The sequence below is a fragment of the Paenisporosarcina sp. FSL H8-0542 genome (assembly GCF_038632915.1).
Classification (GTDB): domain Bacteria; phylum Bacillota; class Bacilli; order Bacillales_A; family Planococcaceae; genus Paenisporosarcina.
In genome coordinates, this window is sequence record NZ_CP152050.1 from 3,244,055 (window position 1) to 3,260,545 (window position 16,491).

General features: G+C 38.1%; 16 protein-coding genes. 9 read left to right on the forward strand and 7 right to left on the reverse strand.

Annotation, left to right across the window (positions count from 1 at the left end):
• Positions 1-82 precede the first annotated feature (82 nt).
• Positions 83-808 carry a BsuPI-related putative proteinase inhibitor gene (locus MHH33_RS16325; RefSeq protein WP_342542360.1) on the forward strand — a complete coding sequence of 242 codons (726 nt, stop codon included), beginning with the start codon at positions 83-85 and terminating at the stop codon, positions 806-808.
• Positions 809-994: 186 nt separating this feature from the next.
• Here MHH33_RS16325 and MHH33_RS16330 read toward each other — a convergent pair whose 3' ends face one another.
• Complete coding sequence (locus MHH33_RS16330; protein ID WP_342542361.1) at positions 995-1,237, reverse strand: YqhV family protein; 243 nt, start codon at positions 1,235-1,237, stop codon at positions 995-997.
• Positions 1,238-1,612: 375 nt separating this feature from the next.
• On the opposite strand from MHH33_RS16330, the gene MHH33_RS16335 reads away from it, so the two are divergent.
• The 3 genes from MHH33_RS16335 (at position 1,613) to MHH33_RS16345 (ending at position 3,834) form a co-directional block, all read left to right on the forward strand.
• On the forward strand, positions 1,613-2,398 hold the full coding sequence (locus MHH33_RS16335) for a transporter substrate-binding domain-containing protein (RefSeq protein WP_342542362.1): 786 nt from the start codon (positions 1,613-1,615) through the stop codon (positions 2,396-2,398).
• Between the two features lie 61 nt (positions 2,399-2,459).
• The gene (locus MHH33_RS16340; RefSeq protein ID WP_016428585.1) at positions 2,460-3,125 is read left to right on the forward strand and encodes an amino acid ABC transporter permease; all 666 of its coding nucleotides are present in this window, start codon (positions 2,460-2,462) and stop codon (positions 3,123-3,125) included.
• Complete coding sequence (locus MHH33_RS16345; protein WP_016428586.1) at positions 3,112-3,834, forward strand: amino acid ABC transporter ATP-binding protein; 723 nt, start codon at positions 3,112-3,114, stop codon at positions 3,832-3,834. The genes MHH33_RS16340 and MHH33_RS16345 overlap by 14 nt, the downstream gene beginning before the upstream one ends.
• A 200-nt stretch (positions 3,835-4,034) precedes the next feature.
• On the opposite strand, the gene aceA is transcribed toward MHH33_RS16345, so the two are convergent.
• The 3 genes from aceA to MHH33_RS16360 form a co-directional block, all read right to left on the reverse strand.
• Positions 4,035-5,318, reverse strand: a complete 1,284-nt coding sequence (gene aceA / locus MHH33_RS16350) for an isocitrate lyase (protein WP_342542363.1) — start codon at positions 5,316-5,318, stop codon at positions 4,035-4,037.
• 63 nt (positions 5,319-5,381) lie between these two features.
• Positions 5,382-5,540 carry a hypothetical protein gene (locus MHH33_RS16355; RefSeq protein ID WP_016428588.1) on the reverse strand — a complete coding sequence of 53 codons (159 nt, stop codon included), beginning with the start codon at positions 5,538-5,540 and terminating at the stop codon, positions 5,382-5,384.
• Positions 5,541-5,555: 15 nt separating this feature from the next.
• On the reverse strand, positions 5,556-7,760 hold the full coding sequence (locus MHH33_RS16360; protein ID WP_342543795.1) for a malate synthase G: 2,205 nt from the start codon (positions 7,758-7,760) through the stop codon (positions 5,556-5,558).
• Positions 7,761-8,098: 338 nt separating this feature from the next.
• Here MHH33_RS16360 and MHH33_RS16365 point away from each other — a divergent pair, with 338 nt between their 5' ends.
• On the forward strand, positions 8,099-9,388 hold the full coding sequence (locus MHH33_RS16365; RefSeq protein WP_342542364.1) for an S-adenosylmethionine decarboxylase related protein: 1,290 nt from the start codon (positions 8,099-8,101) through the stop codon (positions 9,386-9,388).
• A gap of 137 nt (positions 9,389-9,525) precedes the next feature.
• Here the strand turns inward: MHH33_RS16365 and MHH33_RS16370 are convergent, their stop codons facing one another.
• Positions 9,526-9,864 carry a hypothetical protein gene (locus tag MHH33_RS16370; RefSeq protein WP_342542365.1) on the reverse strand — a complete coding sequence of 113 codons (339 nt, stop codon included), beginning with the start codon at positions 9,862-9,864 and terminating at the stop codon, positions 9,526-9,528.
• Between the two features lie 381 nt (positions 9,865-10,245).
• Positions 10,246-11,508 carry an ATP-binding protein gene (locus MHH33_RS16375; protein ID WP_342542366.1) on the reverse strand — a complete coding sequence of 421 codons (1,263 nt, stop codon included), beginning with the start codon at positions 11,506-11,508 and terminating at the stop codon, positions 10,246-10,248.
• 250 nt (positions 11,509-11,758) lie between these two features.
• Between MHH33_RS16375 and MHH33_RS16380 the strand changes: the two genes are divergently transcribed.
• Both MHH33_RS16380 and MHH33_RS16385 read left to right on the forward strand, forming a co-directional pair.
• On the forward strand, positions 11,759-12,109 hold the full coding sequence (locus MHH33_RS16380) for a helix-turn-helix transcriptional regulator (RefSeq protein ID WP_231391132.1): 351 nt from the start codon (positions 11,759-11,761) through the stop codon (positions 12,107-12,109).
• 41 nt (positions 12,110-12,150) lie between these two features.
• Complete coding sequence (locus tag MHH33_RS16385; protein ID WP_342542367.1) at positions 12,151-12,984, forward strand: alpha/beta hydrolase; 834 nt, start codon at positions 12,151-12,153, stop codon at positions 12,982-12,984.
• A 53-nt stretch (positions 12,985-13,037) separates the two neighbouring features.
• Here the strand turns inward: MHH33_RS16385 and MHH33_RS16390 are convergent, their stop codons facing one another.
• Positions 13,038-13,676, reverse strand: a complete 639-nt coding sequence (locus tag MHH33_RS16390; protein WP_342542368.1) for a DUF2238 domain-containing protein — start codon at positions 13,674-13,676, stop codon at positions 13,038-13,040.
• A 186-nt stretch (positions 13,677-13,862) separates the two neighbouring features.
• Here MHH33_RS16390 and MHH33_RS16395 point away from each other — a divergent pair, with 186 nt between their 5' ends.
• Positions 13,863-14,447, forward strand: a complete 585-nt coding sequence (locus tag MHH33_RS16395) for a biotin transporter BioY (protein ID WP_016428597.1) — start codon at positions 13,863-13,865, stop codon at positions 14,445-14,447.
• Positions 14,448-15,040: 593 nt separating this feature from the next.
• Positions 15,041-16,264, forward strand: a complete 1,224-nt coding sequence (locus MHH33_RS16400) for a helix-turn-helix transcriptional regulator (RefSeq protein WP_342542369.1) — start codon at positions 15,041-15,043, stop codon at positions 16,262-16,264.
• Positions 16,265-16,491: the final 227 nt, after the last annotated feature.

Genomic DNA, 16,491 nt, shown 5'->3' on the forward strand with positions numbered 1-16,491 from the left:
TTTATTCAATTTTCTATCTTTTCCCGTAACTCTTTTTGCTTTCTCACGGTCTAATTAGTATTAATGAAAGGTGGTTTTAAAGATGAAAAATATGCTGAAAGTGACTTCAACAGCAATCGTCCTCATCGCATTGGGAGGCTGTGGAACATCTGCAAATACAAGTGATTCAGAAGAAGGAAACACAGGCTCTGGAAATGAAAATAACGAAATCGTCGCTGGCTCCGTTGTGCCAAGTCTGTCAGAAGAAAGTACAGATGGCGCCCACCAATTTGTTTTCCAGTTGAGGAATGACAAAGAGGAAGACGTTAAATTATCGATGAATAGTTCGCAGTTGTTTGATTATCAACTAATCGATAGCTCAGATACAGTTGTTTACAAGGATTCCGATAACAAGATGTACGCACAAATGTTGCAGGAAAAAATCTTGAAACCCGGTGAAATTCTTGAGATGAAGTTTGATGCAACGGAAGGTCTCTCTAAGTTGCCTGCTGGAAAATACACACTTGAGGTTTGGTCAACTGCCAATGAAGCTGAAGATTGGAAGGCCTCCACAGAAGTAAGTTGGGATGGCACTGGTTCTTCATCTGCTGGAGATAAATTGAAGGTTGAAGAAACATCAGTTACTTATGTGGGACTCCAGGATGTGAACTCCATCGAAGTGAAAAACGAACAAAATGAAGCGGAAGCAATGAGATTGTCTGAAACAGCGAAACCATTCTTTGCTGAATTGGAAGAAGGCGCAAAAATTAAAGTATTCTACGTGATCATTGATGGACAAAAAGTCATTCAATCTGCAGAAAAAGAATAAACCACTGCAAAAAAATTAGGACCGAATCAGTCTTTTTGAACTGATTCGGTCCTTTTTGTTGGTGCGAAAATCATTTTGTGCAACCTGGCGAGGCATTCTGTCTACCTGGACCCTTAATCTGTCTACCTGGACCCTGATTTCTCGATTTTCTTCTACCATAGTGGAAAATCTTTATGAAACTCATTCTTAGTGAGATTTCAAACTGAATAAAATCAAAAGAATTCCACTGAAGAGACAAATCATTTTGGTTAACGGGATTTTATCGGCTAGTCCAACTAATCCAATTCCTGTGGTAAGGATTAAAATAGTAGGCCCCACTAAAGCGAGTAGAGTATTAATATAAAACGCTTTCTCCAAGTCATTGAATTTGAGCATTAATAAAGCCGCTGTTACTTCTACACTTCCCCCAATAAGTCGTAATACTATCATGAAAAGAAGTGCCTTCTCAATATGATTGATCTTGATCACCTTCTCCCGGGTAAACGTTTTCTATGTAATATCAACCTGCTTTCTACTATATGTATGCACGACCGTAAATATTGAAAATTAACTTTTTAAATTGAAGTATCCTTCTCTACCACCTACAACCCTTCGTATAAATATGCATTTTTTTATACATAAAAAAGAGAAATACATAAAACATTAGCACTCACAACTCCTCTTAATGCCTTTACCACAACTTTTTACCTATAAAGTTCTGAAAAATTAAATTTTTAATTTTTGAATAAAAATGCTTCACAACTTATAAATATCGTGATAAACTCCATTTAACACAAAACTATATATTAACGGGAGTGATTATACATGATGAAAAAATGGAGTTTAATTGGAACACTTACACTTGGAGCAATGCTTATGAGCGCGTGTGGAGACACCGCTTCGAATGATACAGGAAATGATACGGCAGGTTCTGGTGATAAAAAAGTATTGGAAATGGCTACATCTGCAGACTTCCCTCCTTTTGAATCACGAAATACAGCGGGTGAATTCGAAGGATTTGATATTGATTTGGCCAACTACATTGCAGACGAACTAGGATATGAGCTTAAAATTAATGACATGAAGTTTGATGGTTTAATTGGCGCTTTGCAAAGCGATCGAATCGATATGGTACTATCCGGTATGTCTGCAACTGAGGACCGTAAAAAAAATGTTGATTTTTCTACTGAATATAACCAATCTGGCGAAATGTTCGTTACATTAAAGGATTCGGATATTAAAACAATTGAAGATTTGGAAGGCAAGAAACTTGGTGTCCAACTTGGTACTATCCAAGAAGACGGCGCTAACAAAATCAAAAAAGATACAGTCGACTTTGAAATCAAAGCTGTCGATAGTGCCAACGTATTAATTCAGGAATTGTTGTCAAACCGAATTGATGTTGCTTACATGGATAAAGCGGTCGCTGAAGGATTTATTGCTGAACAGAATCTGGTTGGTTTTGACGACACTACGTCAAGCTCTCCAGGGATGGCAGTGGCTTTCCCTAAAGGAAGCGAACTGACTGAAAAAGTGAATGAGGTTCTAAAAGAAGCGGAAGAAAACGGAAAACTACAGGAATTAAAAGACAAGTGGTTGTCTGAAGAATAAAAAGTCAATAAAGACTTACTGAATCAAACAAAAAGAGAAAAATAGAAATGAGGTGTAAGGCATGAATTTGGACTTTACGCAAATCACGCCTTATATTCCTTTTATGTTAGAAGGAATTTGGGTAACGTTAAAATTTGTCGCCGTCGCATTAATCGTTGGATTTATCCTCGGAACGATATTGGCATTGTTCAAAATTAGTCACATTAAGCCATTAAATTGGTTTGCTCGTGCGTATACTTCGATTTTCAGAGGAACGCCATTAATTCTACAGTTGATGACATTTTATTTTGCCGTCCCTCAACTGACAGGCTATGATATCTCTCCATTTTTATCAGCCGTTTTGGCTTTTGGATTGAATTCTGCTGCCTACATTTCTGAAATCATCCGTGCCGGTATTCAGGCAGTGGATCGAGGACAGACAGAAGCCGCTATGGCATTGGGTGTTCCATACAGACAAATGATGAAAGACATTATTTTACCGCAAGCAATGAAAAACATTCTACCGGCACTCATGAATGAAGTCATCACTCTGACGAAAGAGTCCGCGCTTGTTTCAACGATTTCCGTATTGGATTTAATGCGTCGTGCACAAGTAGTTGGTGCGGATATTTACCGTAATTTCGAACCGCTGCTGTTCGTCGGCTTTATCTATTGGATCATGGTCGTTGGTCTATCGACAATCGGTCGAATGATTGAAAGGAGGTTGAAGGTCAGTGATCAAAATTGAGAAACTATCTAAAAAATTCGGCAACAACGAAGTACTGCATGATATTTCCACTGAGATTGCCAAAGGAGAAGTTGTTTCCATTATCGGACCTTCAGGCTCTGGAAAATCAACGTTTCTACGTTGCATGAATATGTTGGAAACACCAACGTCAGGTAAGATACTGATTGAAAACCAAGACCTAACCGATTCAAAAACGCCGATTCATAAGTTGAGACAACAAATTGGCATGGTTTTTCAACACTTCCACTTGTTTCCTCACCTTACCGTTCTTGAGAATTTAACGTATGCACCAATGAAAGCTAAAGGCGTTAAAAAGCCAGATGCTGAGGAAAAGGCACGACAACTGCTGAAAAAAGTAGGCTTATCCGAGAAAGAAAAGGCTTATCCAGGTAGTCTTTCAGGGGGTCAGAAACAACGTGTCGCTATCGCCCGTGCGCTTGCCATGGAACCTGAGCTCATGTTGTTCGATGAACCTACATCAGCTCTTGATCCAGAAATGGTGAAAGAAGTATTGGATGTCATGAAAGATCTTGCCAAGTCTGGGATGACGATGGTCGTGGTCACACATGAAATGGGCTTTGCCCGCGAAGTTGCTGACCGCATTCTGTTCCTTGATCATGGTGTTTTACTAGAAGAAGGCAAACCAGCTGAATTTTTTACTCAGCCACAAACGGCGAGAGCAAAAGAATTTCTGGATAAGATCTTATAATTAATGATATTGAGTAAAACGCTTAATGGTCGGAAATTACTTGTGACTGGACAATAACGTCGGTTGAGTGGTCAAAAAATAAGACTGAATGGACAATAACCCGCTCCGACTGGTCGAAAACCTAAGCTGAATGGTCAAAATCTAAAAATGCATGTAAAACCAGTAGGCATATGCTCTACTGGTTTTTTCTTGATATATTATTAATCTTGTTGGAACTGCTCTGCTTCAGTAGAACCGGTTAACGCAGTCGTCGACGATGTGCCTCCTGAAATAACAAGCGATACCTCATCAAAGTAACCTGTTCCCACCTCGCGTTGGTGACGGGTAGCCGTGTAACCACTTTCTTCAGCCGCAAACTCAGCTTCCTGCAACTCAGAATAAGCAGCCATTCCCCGCTCCTTGTACCCTTTTGCTAGCTCAAACATCCCGTAATTCAGAACATGGAATCCAGCAAGTGTGACGAATTGAAATTTGTACCCCATCTTACCTAGCTCTTGCTGGAAGTTGGCAATCGTTTCTTCATCCAATTTCTTTTTCCAGTTAAACGATGGCGAGCAGTTGTATGCCAGAAGTTTCCCGGGAAATTTATCGTGAATTGCTTCTGCAAACTTCCTTGCTTCATCCAAGTTTGGCTCGGACGTTTCGCACCAGATTAAGTCGGCATATGGAGCATACGCAAGTCCCCTAGCGATTGCCTGGTCAATTCCATCGTTTGTATGGTAAAAACCTTCCGGCGTCCGCTCACCCGTAATGAATGGATGATCATATGGATCCACATCACTCGTAATCAAATTTGCCGCATTCGCATCCGTCCGCGCAATGATAACCGTTGGAACACCCATCACGTCAGCAGCCAAACGGGCAGCAATGAGATTGCGGACGGCTGTTTGTGTTGGAAGTAATACTTTCCCACCCAAGTGACCACATTTCTTTTCTGAGGATAATTGGTCTTCCAAATGCACACCACCGGCCCCAGCTTCGATCATTGATTTGGTCAACTCAAATACATTCAATGTTCCGCCAAAACCTGCTTCCATATCCGCTACAATGGGGGCGTACCAATATGTATCGCCCTTTCCTTCAGCTTGCTGAATTTGATCAGCACGTTGTAACGCCTGATTAATTCTTTTCACTACCTGAGGTACGCTGTTGCTCGGATATAAACTTTGATCGGGATACATGTGCCCAGAGAGATTGGCATCTGCAGCCACTTGCCAACCACTTAAGTAGATTGCCTTCAACCCCGCCTTTACCTGCTGCATCGCCTGGTTTCCTGTCAGCGCGCCTAGTGCATTGACGTAGTCCTCCGTATTGACAAGCTCCCAGAGACGCTTAGCACCTAAAGTTGCAAGTGTCTGTTCAATGACGATGGACCCTCTTAACTTTACGACATCTTCCGTGCTATATGGTCGTTCCACTCCTTGCCAGCGGCTGGAACTCCAACTCTCCTTTAATTGGTCAGCTTGTTGTTTCCGGTTTATCATGTCACAATCTCCTCTTTCATTCATTTTATTATCAAATGGTTTTAAAACAGTTGACTGGAAAAATTAGTCCAAATCTGCGCAACATTGAATCGACTCTTTGAAACTATCAAATTCCTGTCCGCAAGCGAGGCAAATATTCAATGGTTTTCTATCCATTTTGGATTGATACATAACAGTTGGTGTAATCTCGTTTGTATTGATATCCGGTTGATTTTCAAACACGAGGTTTCCTCCTTTTCATTTTTCTTTACTCAAAAGTTTGCTATTTTCACTAGAATTTTGCGCTTTATATTGCAGTCTTCTGCGATGCAATATTGGCTCCGTATACCCACTCGGCTGGTCTTTCCCGTCAAAAATAAGTTCACAAGCTGCTTGAAAAGCAATAGATACATCAAAATCAGCAGACATTGGATGATACATCGGGTCCTCCCCGTTTTGCTCATCTACTATTTTGGCCATTCGCTTTAAAGTCTCCAAAACTTGCTCTTTTGTACAAATTCCGTGTTGTAGCCAATTTGCCAAATGCTGACTTGATATGCGCAATGTTGCACGGTCTTCCATCAATCCTACGTTATGAATGTCAGGCACTTTCGAACAGCCCACTCCCTGCTCCACCCAACGCACCACATAGCCAAGCAGTCCTTGTGCATTGTTATCCAGTTCTTGTTGAATTGTATGTGATGACCATTCTTCCTTAGCTAAAGGAAGGGTTAAAATATCGGTCGTTCTGTCTTGAATCTCATGTTTCAGCCTATCTTGAACCTTCGTCACACAGACTTGGTGGTAATGTAGTGCATGCAAAGTTGCGGCTGTTGGAGAAGGTACCCAGGCCGTATTTCCTCCCGCTTCCAAATGACCGATTTTCAGCTCCATCATTTCCTTCATACGATCAGGCATCGCCCACATGCCTTTCCCGATTTGAGCGCGTCCCGGAAAACCACAAACCAATCCATTATCAACATTGGATTTCTCATATGACTGTAGCCATGATGAATATTTCATGTCATTTTTTTGAATGACGGGACCTGCGAGCATCGATGTATGGATTTCATCACCCGTTCGGTCCAAGAAGCCTGTATTAATAAAGACAATCCGTTCTTTTACTTCACGTATACAATTTTCAAGATTAAGAGAAGTTCTTCGCTCTTCATCCATCACGCCTATCTTTAACGTATAGCGTTCCATTCCCAGCAAATCTTCCACCTTATTAAACAGTTCATTTGCAAAGGCAACTTCAGCCGAGCCGTGCATTTTCGGCTTCACGATATAAACTGAACCTTGCTCGGAATTACGGAAACTCGCTGTTTTCAAAAGATCATGTTTTGCAAGTAAACTGGATATCACAGTATCGATTATTCCTTCCGGTACTTCCTGATTACGTTCATCAAGTACCATATTGGAAGTCATTAAGTGACCAACATTTCGTACAATCATTAGGGAACGACCGCGTAACATTCGTTCTTCTCCAGTTGGCGTCAAGTACGAACGGTCGATGTTCAACTCCCTTACTACTTCTCGTTGCCCCTTTTTGAAAGTTGCTTTCAAAGTTCCTTTCATGAGACCAAGCCAATTTCGATACACGAGCACTTTGTCTTCCGCATCAACTGCCGCCACCGAATCTTCAAAATCCATAATGGTCGATAAAGCCGATTCGATGAATAAATCCTTTACTCCTGCAGGGTCAGCCTTACCGATTGGATGCTGTCGATCGATTTGAATTTCCAAATGGAGACCATTGTTTCGCAGGAAAATGGATGACGGCAACGCTTTATCTCCCGTGAATCCAATAAATTTGGATGGATCCTGCAAAGCTGAATATTCGCTTCCCAAATCAACGATCAGTTGATTCTTTTCGATGCGATATCCAGTCGATTGCGTGTGAGATCCTTTTTCAAGAGGTATAATTTGGTCCAATAACTTACGGGCATACAAAACTACATGCTGTCCACGTAGTGGATTATACATAGTCCCTCGTTGTGCACCATTTTGTTCATCGACGACATCCGATCCGTATAGCGCATCATAAAGACTTCCCCACCTCGCATTGGCCGCATTTATTGCATACCGGGCATTATTGACCGGTACGACAAGCTGAGGTCCCGCAAGCTTTGCAATCTCGTCATCAACTTGAGTTGTTGTAATCTGAAAAGGCTCTCCCCTTGGTTCCAAATAACCTATCTCTTTTAATAAAGCTTCATATTGCTCCCGATTCTCAAACCAATTGTGTTTGGTGTGCCAATCATTAATTTTTGCCTGCAACTGTTCTCGAACAGTCAACAGTATCCGATTGTTTGGAGCCATATCATGGATAAGCTGGCTGAATCCTTCCCAAAACCTGTCGCTTAAAACTTCACTCCCTGGCAATGCTTCCTCCTCAACAAACCGATAAAATTCATTCGCAATTTTTAAACGGTTACGCTCAATCACATATCCGCCTCCCATTGTTATAGTACAGCTGATTTTTATTATTCTATTACATAACAAATACTTTCGTGCAGTCCTTTTCATCCTTTTTTATTAGTTAGTTAATTTTATTCCTTTACAATTTGACGCTTTGACGTTTACTGATTTCACAGTGGTTTTAAAGTGAAACAAATCCCTTGCTTCAATAGTTTGCAGATGTTTCTTTTTATAAAAAACCGTGGGAATAATCGCTAAAGCGAGTCTATTCTTTATTGTGAATCCAACTAACAACAATACTTAGATGACATGCACCATACACCTAAACCTATTATTTTCTATCACATAGATTATGTATAAAAACTAAAAGAGGCTTTGATATGAATAACACTAAACACGTAATAACGATATTGGGCAGTGCAGGCGGTGTAGCGAACGGGATACTATCAATTCTAGATACCTCCGTGCAGGATAAGCAGGATCCATTAAATGAAGTAGTGAATAATTGCTGTATTCATTTAATTGATCATGAACAGAAAGAAGCATCTCACTTTGCTCTCTCTTATCCACACTTACAGGATAAATTTGAATATCATGAATTCAATTTGAGAGACACCGAGCAATTTATGGCTCATTTAAGAAACACCCAGACATCTGTTGTCATTGACCTTTCTTGGGCGGATACAGTTGATATGTTGCACTGTTGTGATCAGCTCGGTGTAAGCTATGTGAATACTGCATTGGAGAATACCATGATTGATGAGAACGAAGAATTATATGAAGGGTTTGGCTTGATTGAACGATTTAGGCATTTGGAAAAACATAAAAATAAACTCCTGAACCACACAGCTATTATTAGTTCTGGTATGAATCCAGGTATCGTTCAGTGGATGGCTCTGGAACTTCTAAAGAAAGATTCATCAGAAAATCAGCCAATCGGCTGTTACATCGTAGAGCATGACAACTCGTTTTATAAAAATCCTAAACTAGCCAAAAAGAATGTGATTTACACCACATGGTCAACCGAATGTTTCCTCGACGAGGCTATTCTTAGCCATCCCATGTTCATAAAGCACCATAACCCCCTCTTCTTATATGAGAAAGTCTATGATCTTGAATTCAAGGTAACGTTGGGAAAAAAACGATTTTGGGGCTGTTTAATGCCCCATGAAGAAGTTTGTTCACTTGGTAAGCTATATGATATGGAATTTGGATTCTTGTACAAGGTGAATGACCATACCACGAACTTGATTCGTGAAAATATAGAAGACGTGGATAAATTGTGGAATCATGAGATGAAGGTTCTCGACCCTCGAGACGCAGCATTAACTGGCGAAGATTTAGTAGGTGTCTTGCTTGTTTATCCGGACAAAGAACGGTACATGTATAATGTATTGAACAATGAAGCCATCTTTTCTAAGTACAAAACAAATGCAACTTATTTCCAAGTAGCCTGTGGAGTCTATGCCTCCCTAAGCGTGTTGCTCTTGGATCAAATACCTAAAGGAGCATATTATGTAGATGAATTAATATTGAATACCGAGAACAATTACGGAAAATATTTATCGCATTATATGACCGAGTTTATTACAGGAGAAAACAAACAGTCAGACGGCCTGTTACACCAACGAATGCAAAACCTTCGAAAATCAAATACGGAAGACATTTGACCTCGCTTACTGTTCATTAATAAAATTTCTTACTCATTGAAAGAGCCCTTGCCTCCAAAAAGGGAAGGACGTCATTTCATGTATAATCATTTTCGTGACTAATCACCCTATTTTCTATAGTGAAATTTTGTCGTTAATTATTTTATCTTCCGGAGTGTTAATAAATCCGTGTTAGAAATCACATCAATTTGATGATTGCCTTTTATGTAATAAACCGAGGAGCCTTCGCTTTCTCCTTTTTCCCACCCATTTACTTTTAGCACAAGTTCGTATGCTACCGGTATTCCATGCTCTTCGGATGCATGAGACCACTCGTACGTCTTACAATTTGTATTTTCTTCAATAAGTTCGGCATGTTTAGGTACAGGGAAGTTAAACAACTCTTTCGAAGAGTGATAGGCAAATACGGTTGTTGAATATAAACCAACCCCAATAAATACTAAGACGGCAAGCACCCACCCAAAAATCTTCATCATAAAGCTTTCCCCTTCCTCATTAAACACCCTCGAAAATTTGTAAATTATACCCATTATAATAACACACGACATATTGATTCGTTAGCATTATTTTACAATTACGAGGAAACCATGTTGGGAATATTTGATAAAGTTATCAATTTGACACAAAAAGATGGCTGAAAATAAATTTCCAGCCACCTTAACTATATTTGATTCCTTATTCACGTATTTGTTTTATAAGGATTTTTCCATTCATCAAAAATGCATGATGTTGGGACTGCTCATCATTCAAATAAATTGGTATCAGACAAACTGTCATGCGCACACACCTAAGTATAAATGTGATGACTGGATCTTTAATTCCCCAGCTACCACTCTTTCCATATGTTACTGTTTTCTCTACGTCACCATTGGAAATTCAATCGTAAATATTGTGAAATTGCCGAGCTCACTCTCCACATGAATTTCCCCACCCATCCCTTTAATCAGACTGAACGATACCATCATTCCTAGTCCTGTACCGTTGTCTTTCATCGTGAAATAAGGTTCGCCAAGACGATTGATTTGCTGTTGCGTCATGCCTTTTCCTTCATCACTTATCGCGATGCGGACTTTAGGATATTCTACAACTGTATAAATTTCCAATTCCCCGCCTTTCTGCATGGATTCAATTCCATTTTTCACAATATTAATCAAGGATTGTTCCAGTTTTTTTCGATCACCTGAAATATTGGCATGCCCACTTTGATCTGGGTGGTAAAAAATTTGGACATCCTGCATATTTGCCAAAGGTGTAAGAATGTTCAAGACATTTTGAACCGCTTCATTTACGAAGACTTTTTCTACCTTATCTGGAACAGGTTTCGCAAAAGTCAAGTAATCATTAATAATATCCGATGCTCGATCGAGTTCCTGTAAAGCAGTACCGAGGTATTGTTTGATTTCTGGTGATCGTTCTTCATCATAGGATAATTGCAAAAATCCTTTGCAAGTTGTCAGCGGGTTTCTCACTTCATGGGAAATGCTCGCTGCAAGATGGCTGACTACCTCCAATTTCTCTGCTTTCATGAGCTTTTCCAACAGATCCGAGTTCATTCGGATTACTTCAATTAGTAGAGTAACAATCACTGTTCCTAAAAAAGTGATGAAAAAAAACTGAAGCCACATATTCACACTCACGATTACATTGAAAAATAGGGATACCACAATAAATGTGATGACCGTCGACAATAACACTAATGAACTGCTCGTCAATACCTTTTGCTCCAGCGTCATTTTCAGATAATAGCGGGAGACAAAACTGACGGTAACCGCCAAAAGAGTGAACGTAATAATGGTTATATAAAACCCATCATTTACTCCCAACATAAAATAACGCGCTACAATCACGAATATGAGCAGTAAGAACCCATTTTTCGGCCCGCCATATAAAACACCTATAACGAATGGTATTCTCCTCAAATCCCAGATAAGACCATCCCCTACTGGAAAAGGAAATAACATGCAAAGAAAAATGGAGAACAGGGAGAGAACCGTAAAGAGATTTTCTTTCATTTTTTCAATTCGATAAACGAACTTTAACAAATAAAACATTTGCAGTAATAATAATGGAAGAAGAATGAATAGAAAATTGATAAGTAAATCTTTCGTGATAATCTCCATTTATTCACCGATCCTTCTAATTATTTTGCTGCTATAATATTTGAATATTCTAACTTAGATTATCTAAAATTCCCTTGCTTAGCAATATTAATAATGATTTTCTTTCAATTCGTTTATTCTTTTTGAAAAAGAAATTAAATCTTTTAGCAATACATTCCGACTCTCAAATGTTATAATATTCTAACTATTGTATTTTTTTAAATATAATTCAAATATTTTACATGAAAAGGGAATGAACTTATTGTTTAAAATGGGGAACAAACTAAAAGAATTAAGAACGAAAAAATGTATCACATCTGAACAGTTAGCTGAAAATCTGGATGTTGCAAAAAGCATTATCTGGAGTTACGAACTAAATAAAAAAGAGCCAAGCAATAGTCATTTAATTAAAATTGCTGATTTTTTTGATGTCTCGGTGGATTATTTATTGGGTCGGGAACAGAAGAACAATACGGTTAATTTTCAGTATCCTTTCGATGACATCATCGATAAATACACTTTCCTGATCGACAATCATCCGATAGGCAAAGAAGAATTGTTGGATTCAATTGCTTTTATTAAAGCCAAACGAATCATGATAGCTCAAAATCTAGTTAAATAGATAACACCAATACATGGAGAATTTAATGGAGGCTACAAGGCATGTGGGACCAACAACACGTTGAAACAGCTAGGGGAACTTTTGAGATTTTCATAAAAGGAAATGGCGCACCCATCTGTGTGACTCATTTGTATAGCGCCTATAATGCAAACGGAAATACATTTGCAAATGCATTTACTGATTATTACACTGTTTATCTCGTTAACTTGCGTGGCGCAGGCAAATCAGCCAAATACATACGTGATGAAGATTTAAGCATAAAAGAGTCCATCGGCGATTTGGAAGCCATTCGAGAGGCGCTTCATTTCGAAAAATGGGCATTTGCTGGCCATTCCACGGGAGGTATGCTTGGGCTCGTGTATGCCATACAAACACCACGTTCATTAACGAAAATCGTCATTGGAGGAGCTTCAGCATCTAAAGAATATATGAATCATCCAGGAAGTATTTACTGTAAAGACAATCCGAATAACAAACGTCTGCTTGAAATACTCAGTATACTAAACTCACCCACTAGCGCTAATGAAATAAAGAGGGCTGCAGGACGGGAGTGGACCGAAATGTCCATTTACCACCCGGAGAAATACGAGGAGTATTTCAACACCCCAAATAGTGGAAGTGTAGTACCTGCGCGACTCAATTATTATTCCTACTCTGAACTGCCTAACTATGACCTTGTGCCTCACTTAAAGACGATCACTGTACCGACAACAGTTTACTGTGGTTCGTATGATGCTCAGTGTCCTTATTTGTTTTCTGAACAAATCGCACATACCATCCCAAATGCAAACTTATTTACATTTAGAGAAAGCAACCATTTCCCTTTCACTGAAGAACCCCAAAAATTCTTGGACATGATTGCGAGGACTATTTAATTAAACGAATGCTAACAATTCTTGTGAATAGGTTAATATTCACGATTATTTGGCTATCTTTCCTTCAGATCATCCAGTTTAGTCATTTGTCTGTTGTGTAAACCGTTCAAAATAAGGATGGATAAAATGGCACCTAAAAAGGCACACGACATATCCCATTGCGCGTCCCACTGATCTCCTTGCATGCCTAAAAAGTCTTTGGCTACTTTTTTGGCATTTGGCAATTTTGTACTCAACCATTCAACGATTTCATACAAAGCTGCAAGGGCAAGTACCATACTGATGGATATGCCTGTCAGCCAGCTCCCTTTAAATAACGGGGTTTTCCTCACTAAAATTTCCCTAATAACAATAACTGATAGCCCTTTTAGAAAATGTCCAAATCGATCGTAATGATTGCGAGCTAAATGAAACTCTTCTTTTAGCCAATTAAATAGAGGAACCTCGGCATAGGTATAGTGACCACCGATAAATGTAAGGATGGACAAGAGTGCGATAATGAAATAAGAAAGGTTTGTCAGGCGAAACTTATTGTATGTCGCCACTACTACAATTAATGCGACCACCGCTGGCCCCACTTCTGCTACCCATGTCATAAAAACGGCCGGTTTGATAACAGACCACACTAAAACAGCTATAACCAATATAAATAGAAATATATGTACCTTTGTCTCCTTACTAAAACCCACCATTTTCACGTCCTTCCACTCAACAGTATGCGAAAAAACAGATTGGTATATACTAGTCGCCAGACCTATTGAAAGAAAGTAACGCTTAACTCTTCAGTTTATGTGTTAACCTGCATTAAAAATAGGTTGACTAATAAACTCTATTTTTCTATACTGATGCTATATTGAGTTTTGGGAGGGTTACCAAACATGACAAGTAGCACAGCAACAAGAACAGTCAATCATTCACGCACTTTACAGTTGGTACAAACAGCGATGTTTGCCGCATTAATGATGATTGGAGCCAACATATCTTCATTTCTAATAATCGGCGGTGTCCCAATCACTCTTCAAACGTTTTTCGCTATACTTGCTGGTCTCTTATTAGGAAAACGCACTGGCGCTATCGCCATGCTTGTATATGCATTGATTGGTTTGGCAGGGTTACCTGTATTCGCAAACTTTTCCGGTGGATTTGACACAATTCTAAGCCCAACGTTTGGCTTTATTGTTTCCTTCATTTTTGTAGCATATTTCGCAGGTCTCATTGTTGAAAAGTTCCCAACGAAAGTTGGTTTTGTAATTGCTGCATTGGTCGGAACTGCAGTCAACTACCTATTAGGAACGAATTGGATGTACGCTGCATATAAACTTTGGTTTGCAGCACCAGAAGGCTTTTCATACCAAATGGCTTGGGCTTGGATGGCCGTACCATTGCCAAAAGATCTCCTGCTAGCGGTACTTGCCGGTTTGTTCGGCTATCGTTTAAAACCGATTATTCAAAAACAAAAATAAATGTGGTCACACAAACACCCACACCAATCAGGTTAATCTCCGATTGGTATGGGTGTTTTTCTAAACAATAACAAAAGCCTTCTTGTGATGTTAATCATTTTATAAAATTGTCTTTGTTCTTCTGATAGTCGATTTAAAATCGATTTAGTAATTTGAGATTGCATAAGATTTTTGTTGCGGCAATGTAAAAGATGTAAGAAAACTTGATGCTAATAATTTCGAAGTTTTTTCTTCTTTCGAAATTTCATCCATCAACACTCTCCTTATAATAAAATAGCAAAATAACATTTACTGGTAGTAAAATGGTTGGATATTCCATAGTAGTTCCTTAGTACATTGCATTCCTCCCGAAAGAAGGATAGTGTAATATAAGAATGCAAATAATTTGAAAACTCCATTAATTTATATTATACTTAAGCATTTATGTAAGGAAATTGTTCATCAATTTGCTCATATTTCAAAGCAATGTATATTAAAATATTAAATTTTACAGAAAATATCACCATAACTTGGGGGGAATCTGGGTTTTCTATTACTCGAACACGTTAAATAATATTTGTTAAATAATATTTTTCTAAAAGGAGAATTTCCTTATGATTGAGGGGAAAATCATTAAATATTATCGCGAAAAAAACAAATTAACTCAAGAGCAATTAGGAAAAGGGATTTGTTCTGGTACACATCTTAGTAAAATTGAGCGTTTACACACTGAATATGCACCTGAAATTATTACTCTTTTATCAGAACGTCTAGGTATAAATATTGAATCCGAAATAACAAAACTAAATAATATAAAAAACCTCTTAAATGATTGGCAAGATGTTATTATCATGCAATTGTTTGATGAAATGGATCTTATCAATCAAGAACTTGAGCAAGAAGACTTAATTCAAATCTCAGATTATAAAAATCTTTATAAATTACTTCGGGTTAGATATTTACTTATGCATAATTTAACTGAGGATGCATTATACATCATCTATGAAATACAAAAGAATGAAGATAAATTATCATCCTACGAAGCTAATCTATTAAAACACGTATTAGGTATTTACTATTTAGCCAAACATGAACATCTTAAAGCAATACAAGCGTTAAAATCAATTAATGAAACAGATTATAATAACAAAGAGTATACATACCATTTAGCAGCCGCATATCATTCCATCGAATCACCAGTCATGGCTTATTTTTACGCAGATAAATCACGTGAATTTTTTAAAGAAATTAATAACTATCTCAGAGTAATTGATGCAGAAATGCTAATGCTGATTCAAGTAAAAGGTGATGGAGATTTTAATGAATCCATTCAAAGGTTCGAAAAGTTAATCAAAAGCTGCGAACTTTGTAATTCACCTGTTCGGAAAGCAAGGTTATTACACAACTTAGCTTTTGAATACTATAGAAGAAATAATTTTGAACTAGCAAGTAAGTACTATAAAGATTCAATGAGTATGAAAGATAATGAATCTAACCCTTATTTACTTTCTTTAGAGGGTTATATTCGAAGTTTATTAAATGGGAGCATACTTCCACGTGATAAATTATTGCAGATAGCAAAAGAGGGACTTGAAACTGCTATTAAGAAAAATGAAAAGATATATATAAATTTATTTAACCTACTTTGTTATTTAATTCAAGATAAGGAACAAGAATACCATCAATTCTTACGTGATCATGCATTACCTACGTTTAAACAATTTGGTATTGTCTATTGGATCAATCGCTCAAAAAAAGAATTGTTTAACTATTACATTAAAATAGAGCAAACTAATAAAGCTTTAAAAATGGCGGAATTACTAATCAATCATGAATAAAAGGCGTGTCACTTATCATAAGTGATATGCCTTTTTTTACCACCACAAATCAACCAACCAGCAAAAGCACCTAGAATAGCTAATAGTAAACTCTTCACAAATTCCCGGCCTCTACAAAATTCTATTTAGTTAAATAAAAAGTGCATTTCTCTTTCTGAAGAAAGCGCCCGATTGTTGAAGACATTTAAAATGTACCCTTATGGAACTGATGCTTTTGGAACGCAGAG